Origin of the sequence: Streptomyces sp. NPDC091972, assembly GCF_044756385.1 — a bacterium.
Classification (GTDB): domain Bacteria; phylum Actinomycetota; class Actinomycetes; order Streptomycetales; family Streptomycetaceae; genus Streptomyces.
Map to the genome: position 1 here is coordinate 269,443 of NZ_JBIVSV010000002.1, position 23,591 is coordinate 293,033.

The 23,591-nt window shown below is 71.0% G+C and carries 16 protein-coding genes; 5 read left to right on the plus strand and 11 right to left on the minus strand.

The genetic code is table 11. The features are described 5' to 3' along the window. Together ACIQJT_RS06525 and ACIQJT_RS06530 are read left to right on the plus strand one after the other, a co-directional pair. On the plus strand, positions 1 to 3,163 hold a 3,163-nt coding region (locus ACIQJT_RS06525), incomplete at its 5' end, for a HAMP domain-containing protein (RefSeq protein ID WP_402640426.1). A gap of 13 nt (positions 3,164 to 3,176) precedes the next feature. Next, on the plus strand, positions 3,177 to 3,722 hold the full coding sequence (locus ACIQJT_RS06530; protein WP_365450423.1) for a response regulator: 546 nt from the start codon (positions 3,177 to 3,179) through the stop codon (positions 3,720 to 3,722). 78 nt (positions 3,723 to 3,800) lie between these two features. Here the strand turns inward: ACIQJT_RS06530 and ACIQJT_RS06535 are convergent, their stop codons facing one another. Next, on the minus strand, positions 3,801 to 5,675 hold the full coding sequence (locus ACIQJT_RS06535) for an AMP-dependent synthetase/ligase (RefSeq protein ID WP_402640429.1): 1,875 nt from the start codon (positions 5,673 to 5,675) through the stop codon (positions 3,801 to 3,803). 236 nt (positions 5,676 to 5,911) lie between these two features. Further along, positions 5,912 to 7,780 carry a translation elongation factor 4 gene (lepA, locus tag ACIQJT_RS06540; RefSeq protein ID WP_280851560.1) on the minus strand — a complete coding sequence of 623 codons (1,869 nt, stop codon included), beginning with the start codon at positions 7,778 to 7,780 and terminating at the stop codon, positions 5,912 to 5,914. Positions 7,781 to 8,034: 254 nt separating this feature from the next. Between lepA and rpsT the strand changes: the two genes are divergently transcribed. Beyond that, a complete protein-coding gene (gene rpsT / locus ACIQJT_RS06545) occupies positions 8,035 to 8,295 on the plus strand; it encodes a 30S ribosomal protein S20 (RefSeq protein WP_007381959.1) in 261 nt (86 codons plus the stop codon). A gap of 233 nt (positions 8,296 to 8,528) precedes the next feature. Here the strand turns inward: rpsT and ACIQJT_RS06550 are convergent, their stop codons facing one another. From ACIQJT_RS06550 to leuS, 9 genes are all read right to left on the minus strand, one after another. Further along, positions 8,529 to 8,927 (minus strand): nuclear transport factor 2 family protein, encoded by a 399-nt coding sequence (locus ACIQJT_RS06550; protein ID WP_365450416.1) that lies wholly within the window; start codon positions 8,925 to 8,927, stop codon positions 8,529 to 8,531. A 136-nt stretch (positions 8,928 to 9,063) separates the two neighbouring features. Then, positions 9,064 to 10,053: a DNA polymerase III subunit delta gene (gene holA, locus ACIQJT_RS06555; RefSeq protein WP_402640433.1), complete on the minus strand. Its 990-nt coding sequence runs from the start codon at positions 10,051 to 10,053 to the stop codon at positions 9,064 to 9,066. A 145-nt stretch (positions 10,054 to 10,198) separates the two neighbouring features. Continuing rightward, a complete protein-coding gene (locus tag ACIQJT_RS06560; RefSeq protein WP_402640435.1) occupies positions 10,199 to 10,444 on the minus strand; it encodes a hypothetical protein in 246 nt (81 codons plus the stop codon). A gap of 106 nt (positions 10,445 to 10,550) precedes the next feature. Continuing rightward, positions 10,551 to 11,405 carry an arylamine N-acetyltransferase gene (locus ACIQJT_RS06565; protein WP_402640437.1) on the minus strand — a complete coding sequence of 285 codons (855 nt, stop codon included), beginning with the start codon at positions 11,403 to 11,405 and terminating at the stop codon, positions 10,551 to 10,553. Continuing rightward, positions 11,386 to 13,986: a ComEC/Rec2 family competence protein gene (locus ACIQJT_RS06570; protein WP_402640439.1), complete on the minus strand. Its 2,601-nt coding sequence runs from the start codon at positions 13,984 to 13,986 to the stop codon at positions 11,386 to 11,388. Before ACIQJT_RS06570 ends, ACIQJT_RS06565 begins: the two co-directional genes overlap by 20 nt. Positions 13,987 to 14,054: 68 nt before the next feature. Continuing rightward, positions 14,055 to 15,293: a helix-hairpin-helix domain-containing protein gene (locus ACIQJT_RS06575; RefSeq protein ID WP_402640442.1), complete on the minus strand. Its 1,239-nt coding sequence runs from the start codon at positions 15,291 to 15,293 to the stop codon at positions 14,055 to 14,057. 186 nt (positions 15,294 to 15,479) lie between these two features. Further along, positions 15,480 to 16,325 (minus strand): DegV family protein, encoded by an 846-nt coding sequence (locus ACIQJT_RS06580; protein WP_037716968.1) that lies wholly within the window; start codon positions 16,323 to 16,325, stop codon positions 15,480 to 15,482. Positions 16,326 to 16,397: 72 nt separating this feature from the next. Continuing rightward, positions 16,398 to 17,132, minus strand: a complete 735-nt coding sequence (locus ACIQJT_RS06585; RefSeq protein ID WP_402640445.1) for a hypothetical protein — start codon at positions 17,130 to 17,132, stop codon at positions 16,398 to 16,400. Positions 17,133 to 17,305: 173 nt separating this feature from the next. Then, the gene (leuS, locus tag ACIQJT_RS06590) at positions 17,306 to 20,176 is read right to left on the minus strand and encodes a leucine--tRNA ligase (RefSeq protein ID WP_365450402.1); all 2,871 of its coding nucleotides are present in this window, start codon (positions 20,174 to 20,176) and stop codon (positions 17,306 to 17,308) included. 444 nt (positions 20,177 to 20,620) lie between these two features. Here leuS and ACIQJT_RS06595 point away from each other — a divergent pair, with 444 nt between their 5' ends. Both ACIQJT_RS06595 and ACIQJT_RS06600 read left to right on the plus strand, forming a co-directional pair. After that, entirely contained in the window at positions 20,621 to 21,946 is a 1,326-nt protein-coding gene (locus ACIQJT_RS06595) for a cytochrome b/b6 domain-containing protein (protein WP_402640449.1), read from the plus strand. Continuing rightward, positions 21,943 to 23,556 (plus strand): NADH-quinone oxidoreductase subunit NuoF family protein, encoded by a 1,614-nt coding sequence (locus ACIQJT_RS06600; RefSeq protein WP_053849607.1) that lies wholly within the window; start codon positions 21,943 to 21,945, stop codon positions 23,554 to 23,556. Before ACIQJT_RS06595 ends, ACIQJT_RS06600 begins: the two co-directional genes overlap by 4 nt. Positions 23,557 to 23,591 lie beyond the last annotated feature (35 nt).

Here is a 23,591-nt window from a genome sequence, read left to right on the forward strand (position 1 = left end):
GTCCACCATCAACACCATGGTCGACCAGCTCTCCGCCTTCGCCGACGAGGTCACCCGCGTGGCCCGCGAGGTCGGCACCGAGGGCAACCTCGGCGGGCGGGCCCAGGTGCGCGGGGTGTCGGGCGTCTGGAAGGACCTCACCGACAACGTCAACTTCATGGCCGACAACCTGACCTCTCAGGTCCGCAACATCGCCCTGGTGTCGACGGCCGTGGCCCAGGGCGATCTCGGCAAGAAGATCACGGTGGAGGCGAAGGGCGAGATCCTGGAGCTGAAGTCCACCATCAACACCATGGTCGACCAGCTCTCCGCCTTCGCCGACGAGGTCACCCGCGTGGCCCGCGAGGTCGGCACCGAGGGCAACCTCGGCGGGCAGGCGCAGGTGCGCGGGGTGTCGGGCGTCTGGAAGGACCTCACCGACAACGTCAACTTCATGGCCCTGAACCTGACCTCACAGGTCCGCAACATCGCGCAGGTGACGACCGCCGTCGCCAACGGCGACCTGTCGAAGAAGATCACGGTCGACGCCCGCGGCGAGATCCTCGAACTGAAGGACACCGTCAACACGATGGTGGAGCAGCTGCGCGCCTTCGCCGACGAGGTGACGCGCGTGGCCCGCGAGGTCGGCACCGACGGCCGGCTCGGCGGGCGGGCCCAGGTGCTGGGGGTCTCCGGGGTCTGGCGGGACCTGACCGACAACGTCAACTACATGGCCGACAACCTCACCTCGCAGGTCCGCAACATCGCCCAGGTGACCACGGCCGTCGCCAACGGCGACCTCTCCAAGAAGATCGACGTCGACGCGCGCGGCGAGATCCTGGAGCTGAAGACCGCCATCAACACCATGGTCGACACGCTCTCCTCGTTCTCCTCCGAGGTCACCCGCGTGGCCCGCGAGGTGGGCAGCGAGGGCCAACTCGGCGGCCAGGCCCGGGTGGAGGGTGTGTACGGCACCTGGAAGCGGCTGACGACCAACGTGAACGAACTGGCGTCGAACCTGACCACCCAGGTCCGCGCGATCGCCGAGGTGGCCTCCGCGGTGGCCCAGGGCGACATGTCCCGCTCGATCACCGTGGAGACGCAGGGAGAGGTCGCCGAACTCAAGGACAACATCAACCTGATGGTGGCCAACCTCCGCGAGACGACCCGGGCCAAGGACTGGCTGGAGTCCAACCTGGCCCGCCTGGCCGCCCTGATGCAGGGCCACCGGGACCTGATGGAGGTCGCCGACCTGATCCTGCGTGAGCTGACCCCGCTGGTGAACGCCCAGTACGGGGCGTTCTTCCTGGCCGACCCGGACGAGGACGGCGCCGCTCTCCACACGACCGTGCCGGCAAAGGGCCTGGCGTTCATCGCCGGCTACGGCTCGGCGCAGGGCGCGACCGTCGACACCGGCGGCATGCCGGTGCACGGTCTGGTCCGGCAGGCGGCCCGCGAGAAGAAGCGGATCCTGGTGGAGGAGGCCCCGCCGGACTACATCAAGATCAACAGTGGTCTGGGCGAGGCGGCTCCGGCGAGCGTCGTCATCATCCCGATCCTCTTCGAGGACAAGCTCCTCGGCGTCATCGAGCTCGCCTCCTTCTCCCGCTTCTCCGACGTGCACCTGGCGTTCTTCGACCAGTTCGTGAACACCATCGGCGTCGCCATCAACACCATCATCGCCAACTCCCGCACGGAGTCCCTGCTCGGCGAGTCGCAGCGCCTGGCGAGGCAGCTCCAGGAGCGTTCGGACGAACTCCAGATGCAGCAGGCGGAGTTGCAGCGCTCCAACGCCGAACTGGAGGAGAAGGCGGCCCTGCTGGCCACCTCCTCCCAGTACAAGTCGGAGTTCCTGGCGAACATGTCCCACGAGCTGCGCACCCCGCTGAACTCCCTGCTGATCCTGGCGAGGCTGCTCTCCGACAACCCGGACGGCCATCTCTCCGACCAGGAGGTGCAGTTCGCGACGACGATCCACCGCTCGGGCTCCGACCTCCTGCAACTGATCAACGACATCCTGGACCTGTCGAAGATCGAGGCCGGCCGGATGGACGTACGCCCGAAGAAGCTGCCGCTCATCAAGCTGCTCGACTACGTCCACGCCACCTTCCGCCCGCTCACCCTGGACCGCGGGCTCGCCTTCGAGGTGGCGGTCGGCGAGGACGTGCCGCGTGAGATGTACTCGGACGAGCAGCGCCTCCAGCAGATCCTGCGCAACCTGCTCTCCAACGCGATCAAGTTCACCGCCAGCGGCCGGGTCGAACTGCGCGTGACCCGCGTCAAGGACCCCGAGCACCGATGGGGGTCCTCCCACGCGAGCGAGGGCGAGGGCGGCGGAGTCCGCGACACCGAGGACGTGGTCGCCTTCGCCGTCTCCGACACCGGCATCGGCATCGCGCGGGAGAAACTCCCGGTGATCTTCGAGGCGTTCCAGCAGGCCGACGGCACCACCAACCGCAAGTACGGCGGCACGGGACTCGGCCTGTCCATCAGCCGGGAGATCGCCGGCCTGCTGGGCGGCCGGATCGTCGCCGAGAGCGAACCCGGCAAGGGCTCCACCTTCACGCTCTACGTCCCGGTCGTCAGCCCCGGCCATGCCGCGACCGGCCCGACCACCGAGGACCACCCCCGGCCGGCCCCGGCGGACCTGTCCACCGAGCCCTATCCGACCGCCCACGACGCCGAGGACTCGTGGCCGGCGCCCACCAGGCTGGAGGCGTGGAAGTCGGGCCGGGCGGGCCAGGTGCTGTCCGGCAGGCGGGTGCTGATCGTCGACGACGACATCCGCAACGTCTTCGCCCTCACCCATGTGCTGGGCCGCGTCGGCATGCCGGTCCTGTACGCGGAGAACGGCCGCGAGGGCATCGAGACCCTGGAGCGCAACCCGGACGTCGAACTCGTCCTGATGGACATCATGATGCCGGAGATGGACGGCTACGAGACCATCGCCGCCATCCGCCGCACCCCGCGCTGGACCGGTCTGCCCATCGTCGCGCTCACCGCGAAGGCGATGCCGGGGGACCGGGAGAAGTCGATCGCGCGCGGCGCCAACGACTACGTACCCAAGCCGGTGGACGTCGACCAGCTCCTGACCGTCGTGTGCGCGCTCCTGGACCCCGAGGGCGCTCCGACGCGGGAGGGGGCCGGCGCCGAGGAGGCGGTGGTACCGCCCACCGACGACTGAATGAGGCAGTCACATGAACGCTGAGGCGAGGACCGACGACAGTGCCGGCATCCTCCTGGTCGACGACATGGAGGACAACCTGATCGCGCTGGAGGCGGTCCTGGGGTCCCTCAACGAACCGCTCGTCCGCGCCCGTTCCGGCGAGGAGGCGATGAAGGCCCTGCTCCGCCGCCGGTTCGCGCTGGTGCTCCTGGACGTCCGCATGCCGGGCATGGACGGCTTCGAGACGGCGGCCAACATCAAACGCCTGGACCAGACGAAGGACGTCCCGATCATCTTCCTCACGGGCACGGACGACGACTCCGGGTTCGCGTTCCGGGGTTACGCCACCGGGGCCGCCGACTACCTGACCAAGCCGTTCGACCCGTGGGTGCTGCGCGCGAAGGTGAGCGTGTTCCTGGAACTGCACCGCAAGAACCAGCAGTTGGAGCGGTTGCTGGCACGGCAGCGGGCGGACTACGAGGAGGTGAACAGGAGACTGGCGGCCTTGGAGGACGAGTTGACGGAATCCCAGCGCTTGCAGGTGAAGGAACTACGGCACCTTCTGGGGAAACGGTGAGGTGGTTTTCCAGGGGCGCGGGGAACCGCGCGACCAGCCACGACGCACCGGCAGCCGCGCACGCCCCCCGGCCACCCTCTACGCCTCGCGAGAGCCCGCGTACATCTCCTCGATGAGGTGCTTGTACTCCCGCTCCACGACAGGCCGCTTCAGCTTCAGGCTCGGCGTGATCTCACCGTGCTCCACGTCGAGATCCCGGGGCAGCAGACGGAACTTCTTGATCGTCTGCCACCGCTGAAGCCCCTCGTTGAGCTGCTTCACGTACCCCTCCACCATGGACACGGTGGCGGGCGCGGCGACGACCTCCGCGTACGACTTCCCTTCGAGCCCGTTCTCCTTGGCCCACTCCAGGATCGACACCTCGTCCAGCGCGATGAGCGCCGTGCAGAAGTTGCGGTCCGCCCCGTGCACCAGGATGTTCGACACGTACGGGCAGACCGCCTTGAACTGCCCCTCGACCTCGGCGGGGGCGATGTACTTGCCGCCGGACGTCTTGATGAGGTCCTTCTTGCGGTCCGTGATCCGCAGATAGCCGTCGGGCGAGAGCTCACCGATGTCGCCGGTGTGGAACCAGCCGTCGGCCTCCAGGACCTCGGCGGTCTTCTCGGGCAGCCCGTGGTAGCCCTCCATGATCCCGGGGCCCCGCAGCAGGATCTCGCCGTCGTCCGCGATACGGACCTCCGTGCCGGGCAGCGGCTTGCCGACCGTGCCGGTGCGGTACGCCTCGCCCGGGTTCACGAAGGAGGCCGCGGAGGACTCGGTGAGGCCGTAGCCCTCCAGGATGTGGATGCCGGCGCCGGAGAAGAAGTAGCCGATCTCGGGCGCGAGCGCGGCCGAGCCGGAGACGCACGCCCGCAGGTTCCCGCCGAACGCCTCCCGGATCTTCGCGAAGACCAGCGTGTCGGCCACCTTGTGCTTGGCGCTCAGCCCGAAGGGCGCGGAGGCGACCCCGGTGCGCCGGAAGTTGTCCTGGGTGGCCTTGGCGTACTCGCGGCCCACCTCGGCGGCCCACTGGAAGATCTTGTACTTCGCGCCACCGCCCGCACGAGCCTTCGCGGCGACGCCGTTGTAGACCTTCTCGAAGATGCGCGGGACGGCCGCCATGTACGTCGGCTGCACGACCGGCAGGTTCTCGATGATCTTGTCGACGCGGCCGTCGACGGCGGTGACGTGGCCGACCTCGATCTGCCCGGAGGTGAGCACCTTGCCGAAGACGTGCGCCAGCGGCAGCCACAGGTACTGCACGTCGTCCGGGCCGACCAGCCCGGTCGCGGCGATGGCCTTCGCCATGTACGCCCAGTTGTCGTGCGGCAGCCGCACGCCCTTGGGGCGGCCGGTGGTGCCGGAGGTGTAGATCAGCGTCGCGAGCTGGTCCTTGGTGATCGCGCCGACCCGCTCCTTGATCAGGTCGGGGTCCTTCTCCAGGCGGGCGGCGCCGCGGGCCTCCAGCTCGGCGAGGGTGAGCACGAAGTCACCGGTCTCGACACCGGCCGGGTCGATCACCACGACGTTCGTCAGCGCGGGCAGCTCGCCGCGCTTCTCGACGGCCTTGGCGAGCTGGGCCGCGTCCTCCGCGATCAGCACCCGGCTCTCGGAGTCGGAGAGGATGAACGCCGACTCGTCGGCGTTGGTCTGCGGGTAGATCGTGGTCGTGGCGGCGCCCGCGCACATGATGCCGAGGTCCGCGAGGATCCAGTCGATCCGGGTGGAGGAGGCGAGGGCGACCCGCTGCTCGGGCTGCACTCCCAGTTCGATCAGACCGGCCGCGATGGCGTGCACCCGCTCCGCGGCCTGCGCCCAGCTGAGCGACTTCCACTCGTCCGGGCCCTGGCCGGAGGCCGCCGGCACCGGGTAGCGGTACGCCTCGGCGTCGGGTGTGCTCGCAACGCGCTCCAGGAAGAGGGTCGCCACACTCGGCGGGCGGTTCTCGATCAGTGTCTGTGTGTCGCTCACGACATCCTCCGGGCCCGCGACAGTGCGGCTGGCTCTCAGGTTTGCGGCTGTTGTTTAACTCGCGAGTAACTATCGAGCAGAGATCAGAGTAAAGCGCGACCGACCCGTTGGTAAGGGGCGGCGGCCTGTCACTTCCTACAGAGCGCGACATTACGCATGCGTAGGGGCCCGTCGCACTTTCGCACGACGGGCCCCCTTTCCGTCCGATTCAGCCGGCAACCGGCTGTAACCCGCGGTTACTTCTTGCCCTTGCCCGATCCCGCGCTGTCATCGCTGGAGAGCACCGCGATGAAGGCCTCCTGCGGAACCTCCACGGAACCCACCATCTTCATCCGCTTCTTGCCTTCCTTCTGCTTCTCGAGCAGCTTCCGCTTCCGGGAGATGTCACCGCCGTAGCACTTGGCGAGGACGTCCTTGCGGATGGCGCGGATGGTCTCGCGGGCGATGACCCGGGAGCCGATGGCGGCCTGGATGGGCACCTCGAAGGCCTGCCGCGGGATGAGCTCGCGCAGCTTGGCGACCAGCCGCACACCGTAGGCGTAGGCCGCGTCCTTGTGGGTGATCGCGGAGAAGGCGTCCACCTTGTCGCCGTGCAGCAGGATGTCCACCTTGACCAGGGAGGACGTCTGCTCGCCGGTGGGCTCGTAGTCCAGCGAGGCGTACCCGCGCGTCTTCGACTTCAGCTGGTCGAAGAAGTCGAAGACGATCTCCGCGAGCGGCAGCGTGTAGCGGATCTCGACCCGGTCCTCGGAGAGGTAGTCCATGCCGAGCAGGGTGCCGCGCCGGGTCTGGCACAGCTCCATGATCGAGCCGATGAACTCGGTCGGGGCGAGGATCGTGGCGCGTACGACGGGCTCGTACACCTCGTTGATCTTGCCCTCGGGGAACTCGCTCGGGTTGGTGACGGTGTGCTCGGTGCCGTCCTCCATCACGACCCGGTAGACCACGTTCGGCGCGGTCGCGATCAGGTCGAGCCCGAACTCGCGCTCCAGGCGCTCACGGATCACGTCGAGGTGGAGCAGGCCGAGGAAGCCGACACGGAAACCGAAGCCGAGCGCGGCGGAGGTCTCCGGCTCGTAGACGAGCGCGGCGTCGTTGAGCTGGAGCTTGTCGAGGGCCTCGCGCAGCTCGGGGTAGTCGGAGCCGTCCAGCGGATACAGGCCGGAGAAGACCATGGGCTTGGGGTCCTTGTACCCGCCCAGGGCTTCCGTGGCGCCCTTCTGCTGGCTGGTGACGGTGTCACCGACCTTGGACTGGCGCACGTCCTTCACGCCGGTGATGAGGTAACCCACCTCACCGACGCCCAGGCCGTCGGCGCCCAGCATCTCGGGCGAGTTCGTCCCGATCTCCAGCAGCTCGTGGGTGGCGCCGGTCGACATCATCTTGATGCGCTCGCGCTTGTTGAGCTGGCCGTCGATGACACGGACGTACGTCACGACACCGCGGTAGGAGTCGTAGACCGAGTCGAAGATCATCGCGCGGGCGGGGGCGTCGGCGACACCGACCGGGGCCGGGACGTCCTTGACGACCCGGTCGAGGAGCGCGTCGACGCCCAGTCCCGTCTTCGCGGAGACCTTGAGGACGTCGTCGGGGTCGCAGCCGACGAGGTTCGCGAGCTCCTCGGCGAACTTCTCGGGCTGTGCGGCCGGCAGGTCGATCTTGTTGAGCACCGGGATGATCGTGAGGTCGTTCTCCATCGCCAGGTACAGGTTGGCGAGAGTCTGGGCCTCGATCCCCTGGGCGGCGTCCACGAGGAGGACGGTGCCCTCGCACGCGGCGAGCGACCGCGAGACCTCGTAGGTGAAGTCGACGTGCCCCGGGGTGTCGATCATGTTGAGGATGTGCGTGGTGCTCTTGTCGCCGGTGGGGGCCCACGGCAGACGCACCGCCTGCGACTTGATCGTGATTCCGCGCTCACGCTCGATGTCCATGCGGTCGAGGTACTGAGCACGCATCTGGCGCTGCTCGACCACACCGGTGAGCTGGAGCATCCGGTCGGCGAGCGTGGACTTGCCGTGGTCGATGTGCGCGATGATGCAGAAGTTGCGGATCAGAGCCGGGTCGGTACGGCTCGGCTCGGGCACGTGGCTGGGGATCGCGGGCACGCAGGGTCCTGATTCTTGAGGCGTCCGCAGTGTCTGCGGTCTCGGGTCGGATCGATACGTAGCCTCCATGGTCCCACGGGCGGGGACCGGCGACCGGTTTGGGCCACTCGCGGAGCCACTGGTAGCCTGGGTGGCTGTGTCTCATGCCCTCTCAGCGCGAGGCACACCTTCAAGAAATCACCCGGTACGGAAAGCCGGGGACCTCCTGTCCGGAATCCCCCTGGCCCCGTGCCTGAACCTGTAGAGGCTCATTCGTGGCGAACATCAAGTCCCAGATCAAGCGGATCAAGACCAACGAGAAGGCCCGGCTGCGCAACAAGGCCGTCAAGTCCTCCCTGAAGACCGCGATCCGCAAGGCCCGCGAGGCCGCTGCCGCGGGTGACGTCGAGAAGGCCACCGAGTACCAGCGCGCTGCTGCGCGTGCGCTCGACAAGGCCGTCTCCAAGGGCGTCATCCACAAGAACCAGGCCGCCAACAAGAAGTCGGCGCTTGCTTCGAAGGTCGCGGGCCTCTAAGCCTGTCTTTCTCTGATCTGACCGGTCCCGTCCACGGGGCCGAGCCGCCGGAAGGACCCAGAGCGGGCCCTCTCTCATCCGCTCCCGACCGGCATCCCAGGAGCCACGCGCGGCCTGCGTTCGCCACGCGGGCGTGGTCTCCGAAAGCTTGGACCGAAGGCCCCGGTGCCGCACCCTTCCCCAGGGTGGGGCGACCGGGGCCTTCGGCATGTGCGTGTCGGTGCCGGTGGGCGTCAGTCCGACCAGAACTCGTCGTTCTTGTCGATGTCCGCGACGCACTCGTCGAGATCGGTGACCTTGTCCCCTACGATCCGGAAGACGATGCATCCGGTGTCGTCCAGGCGTCGGCCCTTGCGCTCGGCGGTGACCCGGCACATCCCGACGGCGTGTCCCCGTCCGTCGACGGCGATCCCGAGCATCTCGAGCCGCATCGACCCCTGGGTCTCCTGACCGAGCCGCTGATACATGTCGATGATCGCGTCCTGCCCCTTGAAGTCCCCGGAGAGCGGGTGACTGCCGGGCACGTGATGCGTGGCATCCTTCGCGATCAACTCCCGCAGCGTGTCGAGATCCCCGCGGCTGAACGCCTCGAACCCCTTACGAACAAGCACTGCATGCGGATGCTCAGCCATGACGACCGCCACCTTTCCGTGTTCCGGCGATGTTCGGCTGACGTGTCCGATTCTCCTCGGGGTCCGCGACCGGGTCCAGACTGCGCGGTCCGGGGGCGGGGCGAGGTTGTTCGGCGGTGAGGGTGAGCGGGACTCCCTAGCCCCGCCCCCGGGACCGAGCCGCCCGGGCGATCGCCACCACGGCCTTCTCCAGGGCGTACTCGGGATCGTCCCCACCGCCCTTCACCCCGGCGTCCGCCTCGGCCACCGCCCGCAACGCGAAGGCGACCCCGTCGGGCGTCCACCCCCGCATCTGCTGCCGCACCCGATCGATCTTCCACGGCGGCATGCCGAGCTCACGGGCCAGATCGGCGGGGCGTCCGCCCCGGGCCGACGACAGCTTCCCGATCGCCCGCACGCCCTGGGCCAGCGCACTGGTGATCATGACCGGCGCGACCCCCGTCGCAAGCGACCACCGCAGCGCCTCCAGCGCCTCCGCGGCCCGCCCCTCCACGGCCCGGTCGGCGACGGTGAAGCTGGAGGCCTCGGCCCGCCCGGTGTAGTACCGCCCCACGACGGCCTCGTCGATCGTCCCCTCGACGTCGGCGACCAGCTGGGACACGGCCGACGCCAGCTCCCGCAGATCGCTCCCGATCGCGTCGACCAGCGCCTGGCACGCCTCGGGTGTGGCGGACCGCCCGGTCGCCCGGAACTCCTGCCGCACGAACGCCAGCCGGTCCGCCGGCTTGGTCATCTTCGGGCAGGCGACCTCTCGCGCCCCCGCCTTACGGGCGGCGTCGAGCAGCGCCTTGCCCTTCGCTCCCCCCGCGTGCAGCAGCACCAGGGTGATCTCCTCGGCGGGCGCCCCGAGATACGCCTTCACGTCCTTGACGGTGTCGGCGGACAGGTCCTGCGCGTTGCGCACGACCACGACCTTGCGCTCCGCGAACAACGACGGGCTGGTCAGCTCCGCGAGCGTCCCCGGCTGCAACTGGTCCGGAGTCAGGTCCCGCACGTCGGTGTCCGCGTCAGCGGCCCGAGCGGCGGCGACCACCTCCTGCACGGCCCGGTCGAGCAGGAGTTCCTCCTGCCCCACGGCAAGGGTCACGGAGGCGAGGAGGTCGTCTTGAGCAGTCTTCTTGGCCATCGCCTACAGCATGGCACGGGGCACTGACAGCGTCGTGGCCGCGGGCGCCGACGCGGCCGCGCCACCCTTCCCCCGGCACTCAGCACTCAGGCACTCGGCCCTCAGCCAGCGGCACTCAGCCCTCGGTGGTCGTCCGCGAGGAGCATCACGGCTCCTCCCGCCACCCGTCCCACTCCCCCACGAACTCCTCCAGCTCCGCCGCGTCCAGCCGCCCCGCCTCGTCCCGCAGCACCACCAGCCACTGCGCGTCCTCCGCGTCGTCCTCCCCCGCCAACGCGTCCCGCACGACCTGCGGCTCCTCATCCACCCCGAACCGCTCCGAGAGCGCCTCGACGACCTCCTCCGCGGCATCCCGATCAGGCAGCACCAGTACGTGTCTCACATCGCTCACGGCACCATTTTCCAGGCCGGGCACTCCGTACCGCGCCCGGTGGCCCCTCCCGGCCCCGGGGGAGCCCGGACCGGCTCGGCCGCGACAGCCGCGATCCCGGACCCGCTCAGCCGCGACGGCCGCCGTCCCGCACCGTCGGCACCCGGTCGAGCTCGACGCCGAACTTCTCCCGGTACACCCCCAGCACCTCCTCGTCCGTCCCCAACTCCCGTTCCTCCCTCGCCCCGTCGGCGGTCGTCGTCTTGAGGACCCGCCCGCTGAGCGTGATCCGCCCGCCGTCCTCCGTCACCCTCGAACACACCAGGGACTGGGTGAAGTGCGAGGCCGGCGAGGTGCTGTGCCACCAGGCCCCGGCCACGAAGTCACCGAGCACCCGGGGCCGCACCTCCAGCCGGTACTGGCTCCTGCCGCCCACGACGACATCCAGGTCCGCGGCGTCACCCCCTCCCTTCGTCACCGAACCGTCCCCGCCCCGCACCCCGGCCGCGTCGGGCCCCGCCTCCACGATCCGGAAGGTGCCCCCGGGATCCTCCTGCTCGCCCCGCGCCCCGAACGCCAGCGGATAGTGGCTGTGCGCCCCGAACCCGACGTCGGCCAGCCACTCGCCCCCGTCCACCGAACGCACCCGCAGCGCGAGATGGTCGTACGGGATCCCGAGCCGCCCCTCCTCCCCGTACACCCGGCCCGCGAGCAGCGTGACGTCGAAGCCGAGCGCGGCCAGCAAGGCCCCGAACGCCCCGTTCAGTTCGTAGCAGAACCCTCCCCTCCGGGCTCCCACCACCTTCTGCACCAGCCGCTCCTCCTCCAGCACGATCTCCTCGCCGAGGTGGACCGACAGGTTCTCGAAGGGCACGGTCTGCAGATGGCGCAGATGCAGCTCCCGCAGGACCTCCACGGTGGGCCACGCCGGGTGCTGGACTCCCAGACGGCGGAGATACGCGTCAACCTGTGTGGGCTTCATGCCTCCAGTCTCGCGCCACCCACAGACCCCCACGGTCCGCTCCCCCGCCCCTTCCGTCTCCGTCTTCGCCGGCCGTCCCCGCGACCGCCAGCGCCCCGTCCCGGTCCGTCCGCATCACGACCGCACCCCCGGCCCGCAGCGCGGCGACCGTGGCCGGAGCCGGGTGGCCGTACGTGTTGCCGGCGCCGACGGAGATGAGCGCGAGCCGCGGGGCGGCCCGGCGTATCAGCTCCGGGTCCTGGTACGCCGAACCGTGGTGAGCGACCTTGAGGACGTCCACCCCGGCCAGCCGCGCACCCGCCGGCGATCTCAACAGCTCCTGCTGTGCGGGGGGTTCGAGGTCCCCGAGCAGGAGGAAGCGCAGCCCGGCGGACCGTACGAGCATCGTGACGCTGGCGTCGTTGGGCCCGTCCGCCGTGACCGCCGCCGCATCCGCGGGCGGCCACAGCACCTCCCAGGCCAGGGGTCCCGTACGCCGTTCCTCCCCGGCCGCGGCACGCGTCACCGGAACGCCCCGGGCGGCCGCCTCCCGCCGTACCGACTCGGCCTGGTCGGCCGGCTCCTCCAGCCCCGTCGTCTCGATCGCCCCCACCGACCGCCCCCGCAACACCCCGGCCAGGCCCGCCACATGGTCGGCGTGGAAGTGGGTCAGCACCACGAGAGGCACCCTGGTGATGCCGAGTGTGCGCAGACAGCCGTCGACGAGTCCCGGATCGGGTCCGGCGTCCACGACCACACCCGCCCCCTCACCGGCCGCCAGCACCATCGCGTCCCCCTGGCCCACGTCGCACATCGCCAACCGCCAGTCCGGCGGCGGCCACCCGGTGATCACCCGGGTCAGCGGCGGCGGCTGCACGACCGCGAGCACGAACACCAGCGCGCAGACGGCACACCACCAGGGATGTCTCAGCAACCTCCGCCCGACGAGCAGCAGCAACCCGGTGACGAGCGCGAGCAGCCCCGCCCCCGCCCAACTGCCCGGCCAGTCCACTCCGCCGCCGGGCAGCGACGCCCCTGTCCGGGCGACGTCCGCGATCCATCCGGCGGGCCAGCTCGCGCACCAGGCCAGCCCCTCGGCCACCGGCATCGCCACGGGTGCCGTCGCCAGCGCCGCGAAGCCCAGCACCGTGGCCGGGGCGACCGCGAACTCCACGAGCAGGTTGCACGGCACCGCCACCAGGCTCACCCGCGCCGACAGCACGGCGACCACCGGCGCGCACAGGGCCTGCGCGGCAGCGGCGGCGGCCAACGCCTCCGCGAGTCGCGGCGGCACCCGGCGTCTGCGCAACGCCAGGCTCCAGCGCGGCGCGAGCGTGAGCAGGGCCCCGGTGGCCAGCACGGAGAGCAGGAAACCATAGCTGCGGGCCAGCCACGGGTCGTACAGCACCAGCAGCAGGACGGCCGTCGCCAGCGCCGGGATCAGGGATCTACGGCGTCCGGTCGCGAGGGCGAGCAGGGCGACGGCTCCGCAGGCAGCGGCCCGCAGCACGCTCGGGTCCGGTCGGCACACCACGACGAACCCCAGGGTGAGCCCGCCGCCGAGCAGCGCGGTCGCCCGCAGGGACACCCCGAGGCGGGGCGCCAGGCCTCGTCGTTCGACGAGTTGGGCGAGTCCGGGCGGCCCGATGAGCAGGGCGAGCAGGATCGTGAGGTTGCTGCCCGAGACGGCGAGCGTGTGCGCGAGGTCGGTCTCCTTGAACGCCTCGTCCAACTCGGGCGTGATCCGCGCGGTGTCCCCGACGACCAGCCCCGGCAACAGGGCCCGCGCGTCCGCCGGCAACCCGTCGGTGGCCGCCCGCAGCCCCGCCCGCAACCGCCCCGCGAACCTCTGCGTCCCGGACGCCTCCCCGACGACCTCGGGGCCTCCCCGGTCCCGCACCCGCAGGACGGCCGCGACCCGGTCGCCCCCGACCAACGCCGGCGCGGCACGCGCGGTGACCCGCACGCGCGTGGACGGCAACAACCCGAGCCAGGGCGACCGAGCGGGACCTTCGGCGGCGGGCGTGGCCCCGCCGTTCCCCGAACGGCCGGTGGCCGCCGGCTCCGCTCGCGAACCCGCCCCAGCACGCGCGTCGACGATCAACAGCACCGGCGCCCGTGTCGCCACCACTGCCCCGTCCTCCGTCTCCACCCGCCGGACATCGGCCTCGACGACGACGGCGGTCGGGGCCACGTGGTCCCCCGTGATCCGGGGGCGGGTCAGCCGGGGATCGGCGGTCACCTGGACCTCGGCGGTCACGGTGGCGTACTGCCGGGCCAGCGCGGGCACCGGCCCGCGCCGCAGATCGGCGCCGTGCAGTCCGGCCGACACGGCGGCCGCCGCGACACAGAGCAGCACGGCGGCGGCCGGCACCCGGCCCCCCTCACCGGTGCCTCGCGTCCCCCGCCACCGTCCGGACAGCAGCACGCCGGCGAGCACCACACAGCCGGCCACCAGTCCCGTGACCCACTCCGAGGACACGTCCAGAGTCACCGCGGCCGTGCCCCAGGCGGCGAGCGCTGCCGGTACCAGCCGCAGATCCACGGGCCCTTCCTGCCGCGGGTGGGCATTCCCGAGCCGCGTCCCCGAAGCGGCGTGCACAGTGGCTCGTGCCCGTGCCCGTGCCCGCGCCTCGTCCTCGTGCCGTCGCGGCACCCGTGAACCGCGCCTCATGGCTGTACGAGATTCCGCAGATCGGCGAAGCGGCGGTCGCCGATGCCGTTGACCTCGCGCAGTTCGTTCACCGAGCGGAAGCCGCCGTGCCGGGTGCGGTAGTCGACGATGTGCTGGGCCAGCACGGGGCCGACGCCGGGCAGGGTGTCGAGCTGGTCCACGGTGGCCGTGTTCAAGGAGACGGGGGCGGTCGCCGTACCGGCCGGACCTCCCGCGACGGAGCCGCCCACGCCGGGCACGGGGGCCGGTGCCGGTGCGGCCGGGCCGCCGACGACCACCTGCTCGCCGTCCACGAGGAACCGCGCCCGGTTGAGCGTGTCGGTGTTCGTGCCCGGCCGCACGCCACCGGCCGCCTTCAACGCGTCGGCGACCCGTGATCCGGCCGGCAGCCGCTGGATCCCCGGCTCACGGACCTTGCCACTGACGTCCACCACGATCTCGGCCCCTGGCGACCCCGTCGTGCCGGAGCTCCCGCCCGGGACGGCCGCCCCGGCCGCCTCCTGCCGTCCGTCGGCGCCGGTCCGCCCGCTGTCCGCGCCGCTGTCCCCGAACGGAGCTGCCGCGCGCACCACTTGGGGCGCCTGGACGGACTGTGTCCGGCCCGTCCAGAAGTGCTGCAGGGCGAATACGGCGGCCACGACGAGCAGGACGGAGAGCGCGACCACGTTCCGCCGCTCCAGACCGCACCGCGCCTGCAACCAGACCGGCATCCGCTCCCGCAGAGCCGCCCCGGCCCGCTCCCGCCAGACGCCGGGCCTGTCGGCAGCCTCTCCCCAACTCCCGCCCAGCGGAACGTCATGGGAGACGCCGTGACGAAGGTCGTGAGCAACGCCGTGAGAAACATCTTGAAGAAGGCTGCGAGGAAGGCTGTGAGGAACGCCGTCCGGCAGAAGCTCCTCTGGCAGAAGCTCCTCTGCAGCCCCCGCCACCTGCTCCCCCGGCGGAATCTCCTCCGCGACCCCCGCCTCCTCGCCGCCCGGTGGCCCCTTCCCCGAGTCCCTCCGCTCCCCCGCCCGTTCGGCGAACAGCACCTCCGCCCGTCGCCGGAGTTCGTCCGCCGAGGCGGCATGCCGATGCCGGACCCGGCCCTGGCTCTGACCTTGGCCGTGACCTCGGCTCTGGCCCCGCCCCCGGGTGACAGATGGCCGGCGGTGTCGTGAGCGGCCGTCGGATCGGGGGCCGCGGCCCGGCCCGCTGGTCGTCGTCGCTGTACGTGTGCCTGATCGAAGTGCCATGCGCCGAGGATGGGACAGGTCCGCACAGTCGCGATGATCTTGGTCAATTCCCGGGGACTACCCACCGGTTGTGGAAAACCCCGCCACCCGGACGAGTGACGGACGCGACAGACCCACCTCTCCGTCCCGAGCCCGAACCCAACCTCGACCCCGGCCCGGCCCCGCCCACGAGTTCGTTCCCCCGGATCACCGAGGCGAGACCACGACCCCCAACAACCCGGGCCCCGTGTGCGCCCCGATCACCGCCCCGACCTCGCTCACATGCAGATCGGCGAGTCCCGTCACCCGCGCCCGCAGCCGGTCCGCGAGGGCTGACGCCCGGTCGGGGGCGGACAGATGATGGACCGCGATGTCGACCGGCGCGCTGCCGGCCCGGTCGGCCGCGATCTCCTCCAGGCGGGCGATGGCCTTGGACGCCGTCCGCACCTTCTCCAGCGGCTCGATCCGCCCGCCGGCGAGCTTCAGCAGCGGCTTGACGGCGAGCGCGGAGCCGAGGAGGGCCTGCGCGGCTCCGATGCGGCCGCCGCGGCGCAGATAGTCGAGGGTGTCGACGTAGAAGTAGGCGGAGGTGCCCGCGGCCCGCTTCTCCGCCGCCGTGACCGCCTCGTCCACGGTGCCGCCGGTCTCCGCGGCCTCGGCTGCGGCCAGTGCGCAGAACCCGAGAGCCATGGCGATCATGCCGGTGTCGACCACCCGTACCGGCACCGGCGACTCCCGCGCCGCCAGGACGGCCGCGTCGTAGGTGCCGGAGAGCTCGGCGGACAGGTGCAGCGACACGATGCCGGTCGCGCCGGACTCGGCGACCTTGCGGTAGTGCTCCGCGAAGGCCTGGGGGCTGGGGCGCGAGGTGGTGACGGGGCGTCGCTTCTGGAGCGCCTGGGCCAGCGAGCGGGCCGTGATCTCGGTGCCCTCCTCCAGCGCGCGGTCGCCGAGGACCACGGTCAGGGGTACCGCTGTGATGCCGTGCCGCTCCATCGTCCCCTGCGGCAGGTAGGCCGTTGAATCCGTGACGATCGCGACATGGCGGGACATGAGCTGGAGGTTACCTGCCGTAGCGTCCGGGTGGCAGCCCGGCCCCTGTCGCCCGGGGCTGCCGTGTGCGGATCAAGTGGTGCTCTCGGGACGGGGTTTCTTCTGCCAGGGATAGGCGGGGCGAGGGCCCGGCGGGGTGATCGCGGGCCGCGTCGGCTCCTCGGCGGTGCGGGAGCGGGGCGTCTCGGGCCAGGTCTGCTGCTCGGGACTGGCGTCGGCGGCGGGCGCCTCGGGCCACGGGGGCGGAGTCGCGGCGGGCTCGGTCTTCGTCCAGTGCCGCAGGGCTCCCGACTCGACGTCGATCTGCGCGCTCAGGGTGTCCAGGTCGTCGTCGGCGAAGCGGCGGGCACGGTCACGGGCCGCCCAGCGCAGGGCGTCAGCCGACTGTGTGATGCGCTCGGTGCGCTCCCGCAGGCCGGGCAGGCGCTCGGCGAGCGTTGCCCGGTCGGGCTCGGACTCCAGGCGCTTGAGTTCGCCGTCCAGTTCGTGGCCGTGCGCGCTGAGTCGCTGGAAGAGGCCGAGGGACTCCTTCAGCGATTCGTCCTCGGCGGCGCCCGCGTGCAGCGCGTCCTGGGTGGCCCGCATCGAGGTGCGCAGCTTCAGCCGCAGCTGGGCCAGTTCGCCCGCCGGGCCGAGCTGGGCGAAGGACTTGGCGCGCAGGGTGTGGTCCTCGACCGTGCGCCGGGCCTGGGTGATGGTGCGGTCCACCCCGCGCTTGGCGGCGCCGACCACCTTCACCGTCGCGTAGGCGCCGAGCGCCACGAAGAGCACGAAAAGCAGGGCCACGATCGCGATCACTGCTTCCACGAAACTCCTCCTCCACCCGGCCGGCCGTTGCCTGCCGTTCCTCCAAGGTAAACGCGACGGGCAGGCCCGGAGTTCCGGAGGAACCCCGAACCTGCCCGCACGAGACCCTTAGGGGGCGGGGCGCATCCGGCGCGTGACGCCGGACGGGCGTCACGCCGGAACCCGCACAGGCGTCACGCCGGAACGATGTTCACCAGCTTCGGCGCCCGCACGATCACCTTGCGGATGCCCGCCCCGTCCAGCGCCGCCACGACCTTCTCGTCGGCCAGCGCGACCTTCTCCAGCTCGTCGTCGGAGATGGACGGCGAGACCTCCAGGCGGGCCTTGACCTTGCCCTTCACCTGGACCACGCAGGTCACGGTCTCGTCCACGACGTACCGCGGGTCGGCGACCGGGAAGTCCTGGTGGACGACCGAGTCGCCGTGGCCCAGCTTGTGCCACAGCTCCTCGGCGATGTGCGGGGCCAGCGGCGTGATCAGCAGCACCAGCGCCTCGGCGACCGGACGCGCGACCGGGCCGCCCGTCTTGGTCAGGTGGTTGTTCAGCTCGGTGACCTTGGCGATGGCCGTGTTGAAGCGCAGGCCCTCCAGGTCCTGGCGGACCCCGTCGATCGCCTTGTGCAGGGCGCGCAGCGTGGCCTCGTCGGGCTCGGCGTCGACGACGGTCACCTCTCCGGTGGCCTCGTCGACGACGTTGCGCCACAGCCGCTGGAGCAGGCGGTACTGGCCGACCACCGCGCGCGTGTCCCACGGCCGTGAGACGTCCAGCGGGCCCATCGCCATCTCGTACAGGCGCAGGGTGTCGGCGCCGTACTCCTCGCAGATCGCCTCGGGGGTGACGGCGTTCTTCAGGGACTTGCCCATCTTGCCCAGCTCGCGCCTGACGGGCTCGCCCGCGTAGAAGAACTGCCCGTCGCGCTCCTCGACCTCGGCGGCCGGCACCGGGAAGCCCCGGCTGTCCCGGTACACGAAGGCCTGGATCATGCCCTGGTTGAACAGCTTGTGGAACGGCTCGGCCGAGGAGACGTGACCCAGGTCGTACAGGACCTTGGACCAGAAGCGCGCGTACAGCAGGTGCAGCACGGCGTGCTCGGCGCCGCCGACGTACAGGTCGACACCGCCGTGCGGCTGGCCCGCGCGGGGGCCCATCCAGTACTGCTCGATCTCGGGGTCGACCAGGGCGGAGTCGTTGTGCGGGTCCAGGTAGCGCAGTTCGTACCAGCAGGATCCGGCCCAGTTGGGCATGGTGTTGGTCTCACGCCGGTACTTCCTGGGGCCGTCGCCCAGGTCCAGGGTGACGTTGACCCAGTCCTCGTTGCGGGACAGCGGGGTCTCCGGGGAGGTGTCCGCGTCGTCCGGGTCGAAGGTGCGCGGCGAGTAGTCCTCGACCTCGGGCAGCTCCAGCGGCAGCATCGACTCGGGCAGCGGGTGGGCGATGCCGTCCTCGTCGTAGACGATCGGGAAGGGCTCGCCCCAGTAGCGCTGGCGGCTGAACAGCCAGTCGCGCAGCCGGAAGTTGACGGTGCCCTCGCCGATGCCCTCGCGCTCCAGCCACTCGGTGATGCGCGCCTTTGCCTCGGCGACCCCCAGGCCGTCCAGGGAGACGCCCCGGCCGGTGGAGTTGATGATCTTCGCGTCGTAGGACGAGAAGGCGTCCTCCCACGTCGAGGTGTCGGTGCCGCGGCCGTCGGTCGGCTCGACGATGCAGTGGATCGGCAGCTCGAAGGCGCGCGCGAACTCGAAGTCGCGCTGGTCGCCCGCCGGGACGGCCATGATCGCGCCGGTGCCGTAGCCCATCAGGACGTAGTCGGCGATGAAGACGGGGATCCGCTCGCCGTTGACCGGGTTGGTGGCGTACGCGCCGATGAAGACGCCGGTCTTGTCCTTGGCCTCGGCCTGCCGCTCCACGTCGGACTTGGAGGCGGCCTGCGCGCGGTAGGCGGCGACGGCCTCGGCGGGCGTGGCGTGGCCGCCGGTCCACACGTCGTGCGTGCCCTCGGGCCACTCCTGCGGCGTGAACTTCTCGACCAGCGGGTGCTCGGGCGCCAGCACCATGTAGGTCGCGCCGAACAGGGTGTCGGGGCGGGTGGTGAAGACGGTGATGCGCTCGCCGTCGATCGGGAAGTCGACACGGGCGCCCTCGGAGCGGCCGATCCAGTTGCGCTGCTGGAGCTTGATGGCCTCGGGCCAGTCCAGCTCGTTCAGGTCGTCCAGCAGGCGGTCGGCGTACGCGGTGATCCGCATGTTCCACTGGCGCAGCTTGGCCTTGAAGACCGGGAAGTTGCCGCGCTCGGAGCGGCCGTCGGCGGTGACCTCCTCGTTGGCCAGCACGGTGCCCAGGCCGGGGCACCAGTTGACGGGCGCGTCGGAGGCGTAGGCCAGGCGGTACTCGCTCAGGACGTCGGCGCGCTCGGCGGCGGTCAGGGCGGACCAGGAGCGGCCGCCGGGGACCGCGCGCTCACCGGACTCGAACGCGGCGACCAGCTCGGCGATCGGGCGGGCCTTCTTCGCCTCGTCGTCGTACCAGGAGTTGAAGATCTGCAGGAAGATCCACTGGGTCCACTTGTAGTAGTCCGGGTCGATCGTGGCGAACGACCGGCGCTTGTCGTGGCCCAGGCCCAGCCGGCGCAGCTGGGACTTCATGTTGTTGATCGCGGCCTCGGTGGTGATCCGCGGGTGCTCGCCGGTCTGCACGGCGTGCTGCTCGGCGGGCAGGCCGAAGGCGTCGAAGCCCAGGGTGTGCAGGACGTTGTGCCCCGTCATCCGCTGGAAGCGCGCGAAGACGTCGGTGGCGATGTAGCCCAGCGGGTGGCCGACGTGCAGGCCCGCACCCGAGGGATACGGGAACATGTCCATGATGAACTTCTTGGGCCGGGCGACGACCTCCGGGTCGCCCGCCAGGTCGCCCTTGGGGTTCGGCGCGGCGTAGGTGCCGTCGGCGTCCCAGAAGTCCTGCCAGCGTGCCTCGATCTCGGCCGCGACGGCGGCCGTGTAGCGGTGCGGCGCGGCCACCTCGGCGGGGGCAGCGGGGTTCGTCTCGCTCATGTCCTCAAAGCTCCATCGATCGTCTCTGCCAGCGGCTGTGTCGTCCGGAAACGAAAAATCCCCTCGCACAGGAGGGGACGCCGCGCCGATTCCGACCACGTCTTCACCGGTGGTCGGGACTGATCAGCGCGGCTCGCTAAGCAGAAGGCGTACGGCACGCATGGCGTCAGAGTACCGCAGCCGTTGAGCAAGCCGCGACGAGCTTACGTATGCCTCTTCGGCACCGGGTGCCGCACTCGCCGCCGCAGTCGAGCGCACCGTCCGACCCGACAGGAACTGAACCAAGGTCAATGATTACTTCGCGTAACAGCTACTAAGGGGCATCACAGCAGCCCCACGGCCGTTTGATAACAACGCAATAACTCAAACGCCGTACCCACCGGTATGGCGCCACTTAGAGTGCGGCAGCGGGACCGCCTTCCCGAACCGCTCGGAGTTGCCCCCATGAACCCTCGCAGTAGCAACAACACGCTCCCCAGGACGGGCCGGTCGGCCTACGGGGTGGCGACGGCCGTCTTCCTGCTGGCCATCCCTCTGGTCGTGGTGTACGGAGGCGTCTGGCTCCAGGACTTCCTCAACTTCGGGGCGGGCGTGGTGACGCTTGTCCTCCTGACCTGCTCCGTGATCTGGGGGCTGGTCGCGCAGGACCGGTTGATCCTCAACACCCGGCAGCGGATCGTCGCCCAGGGTGTGCACCGGATCACCGCCGTGGGCTCGATCGCGTTCCTTCTGCTGCACATCGGAATCAAACTCACCCTCGAGCACACGACGTGGATCGCCGCGTTCATCCCGTTCGGGCTCGGCTTCTCCAGCAGCGGGGGCCTCATCGGCCTCGGCACCCTGGCCGGCCAGCTCATGATCTTCGTCGGCATCACCGGCGCCCTGCGCAACCGCTTCGCGTCCCCCGCCCCGGTCGCGGCCCGCTGGCGCGCGATGCACATGCTGGCCTACCCGGCCTGGTGCGCCGGGCTGATCCACGGCCTGTACGCGGGGCGCGCGGTCAAGGCCCCGATCTTCACCTACATGTACGCGCTCTGCGTGCTCGGCGTGATCGTGGCTCTCGCCCTGCGCTCGGCTCCGCGCCCGTTCAAGCGCAAGATCACCGACCGGGTCGCCATGCTCCTGGGCGCCGAGGAGCGGCCGGGCCGTGAGGGCCTGGAGGCCAGCCGGGCGAGGAGGGCCGCGGAGAGCGCCGCACCGGGCCGCGAGGGCCGCAGGGCACCCGAGCCCGCCGGCCGGCGCTCCGAGTCGTCCCTGCCGGGCTACGAGGGCCTGAGCCAGACCGGGTCCATACCCGCCTACCAGGCCCCCGCGGCCCCGGACCCCGCGGGCAGCGGGTTCGCCGCCGCCTACCGCGCCATGTCCCCCGGCGCCCAGCCGTCCTTCGACACCGGCCAGACCGCGCGCATCGACATGCCGATGGACATGCAGGCCGCCACGGACCCCATCGCCCGCATGGACAGCAGCACCTCCGGCAGCTGGCCGGTCCCGTCCCCGCCGCCGGTAGGCGAAGCGCCCCCCTCCGCCTACGACCCGCTCCAGGACACGGGTTACAACATCCCCACATATGGCGGCAATACAGGCACCGCCGGTTATCTCTCAGGTGATGTGCGCGACACCAGTGAGACGAACACCCTTTACGGCACGTACAACCTGAACGACACGTACAACAGCGGTCCCGCCACTGAACCAACGCCCGGTCAGTCGTACGACTTCGACTCACCGGGTCCGGGCGAACCTTGGAACACGCCTTCCGGAGGCTATAGGTGAACGAGGCCCTGCCCGACGTACCAGAAGTCCGCGTGGTCGGTCTTCCCCAGCTCACGTCGGGCTTCGACCTTGTCGAACGACTTGACCTGCCCATGCACCTGAAGGTGCACGGGCCGCTCGAACCCATGGGCGGCGAGCAGCTCGCGAAGCTCTCCGAAGCCATCAACCTGAAGGGACGCGGCGGAGCCGGCTTCCCCTTCCACAAGAAGCTGCGCTCGGTCGCCGAGGCGGCGATCAAGCGCGGCGTCCGGCCGGTCGTCGTCGTCAACGGCAGCGAGGACGAACCCGCCTGCCGCAAGGACACGGTGCTCATCAACCGCGCCCCGCACCTCATCCTGGACGGCGCCCTCCTGGCCGCCGAAGCCCTGGGTGCCCGCACGCTCGTGGTGGGGGTCACCAGGGAGTCCACCCAGCGCTCCATGGAGGCCGCCCTCGCCGAGCGCGGCCTCAGCAACGGCCGCAGATCGGCGCTACGCGCACGCGTGCAGCGCAATCCCGTCCGTATGGTCACCGGTGCGGCGGCGTCGCTGATCCGTTCCATCGACGGCGGCCCGGCCATCCCGCCCGGCCGCAAGATCAGCGCCTCCCAGAGCGGCGTGGGCGGCGCGCCGACCCTGCTCTCCAACGCCGAGACCTTCGCGCAGCTGGCGATCGCCGCGCGCATCGGCCCGGAGCGCTACGGCAACACCGGGCTGTACGACGAGCCGGGCACCGTGATGCTCACGGTCTCCGGCGCCGTCGCGCGCCCCATGGTGATCGAGGTCCCCACGGGCGTACCGCTGCGCTACGTCCTGCAGTTGGCCGGCGCCCCGCCGGTCCCGCAGGGTGTGCTGACAGGTGGTTACCACGGCAAGTGGATCGACGCGGCGACCGTCAACGAGGCGATCGTCTCCCGCAACTCCCTGGACGCCGTGGGCGGCGCGCTCGGCGCCGGCGCGATCCTGCCGATCACTCAGGAGACGTGCCCGCTGGGCGAGTCGCTGCGGGTGGCGCAGTGGCTGGCCGAGGAGAGCGCGGGCCAGTGCGGTCCCTGCTACCTGGGTCTGCCGGCCGCCGCGCGCGGCATGGAGGACATCCTCAACGGCGGCGGTCCGGCCGCCCTGGAGGCGCTCAAGCAGGTCGCCAAGAACGTGAAGCGGCGCGGCGCGTGCTCGCACCCGGACGGCTCCGCGATGTTCCTGGAGTCGACCATCAAGGCCTTCACGGACGACCTGGCCGCCCACGTCCTCGGCAACGGCTGCGGACGGCCCGTGGAGGGCGTTCTGCCGCTCTTCGAGGGCGGGCGGATGCCCACCGGCATCCCGGGCGGCGGCGAGGCCGAGGAGACCGGCCCCAGCCGTCAGAAGATCTACGTCGACTGGACGCTGTGCCGGGGGCACGGCCTGTGCGCCGACATCCTTCCCGAGGTGTTCGAGCTCGGCGCCGACGGCTTCCCGACCGTCGCCCAGGCCCAGGTGCCGCGCTACGCCGAGGCGAAGGCTCTACGCGCGGTGCGCCGCTGCCCCGCGCTGGCCCTGCGCCTGGAGGAGGAGAGCCCCCGCGACAAGGGGCCCACCCGCAACCTGCCGGTCCTCTCCCAGGGCCGCGGGAGGCGGGCGCTGGGCCGCTGAGACGGACGGCGGAGGGGGCCACCCGGGTCGGGTGG

Coding starts and splice junctions, on each gene's coding strand:
- ACIQJT_RS06565 (WP_402640437.1), bottom strand. CDS start 11,405: ATGAAGCCCACACAGGTTGACGCGTATCTCCGCCGTCTGGGAGTCCAG.
- ACIQJT_RS06575 (WP_402640442.1), bottom strand. CDS start 15,293: ATGGCACTTCGATCAGGCACACGTACAGCGACGACGACCAGCGGGCCG.
- ACIQJT_RS06580 (WP_037716968.1), bottom strand. CDS start 16,325: ATGTCCCGCCATGTCGCGATCGTCACGGATTCAACGGCCTACCTGCCG.
- ACIQJT_RS06530 (WP_365450423.1), top strand. CDS start 3,177: ATGAACGCTGAGGCGAGGACCGACGACAGTGCCGGCATCCTCCTGGTC.
- ACIQJT_RS06595 (WP_402640449.1), top strand. CDS start 20,621: ATGAACCCTCGCAGTAGCAACAACACGCTCCCCAGGACGGGCCGGTCG.
- ACIQJT_RS06550 (WP_365450416.1), bottom strand. CDS start 8,927: ATGGCTGAGCATCCGCATGCAGTGCTTGTTCGTAAGGGGTTCGAGGCG.
- leuS (WP_365450402.1), bottom strand. CDS start 20,176: ATGAGCGAGACGAACCCCGCTGCCCCCGCCGAGGTGGCCGCGCCGCAC.
- holA (WP_402640433.1), bottom strand. CDS start 10,053: ATGGCCAAGAAGACTGCTCAAGACGACCTCCTCGCCTCCGTGACCCTT.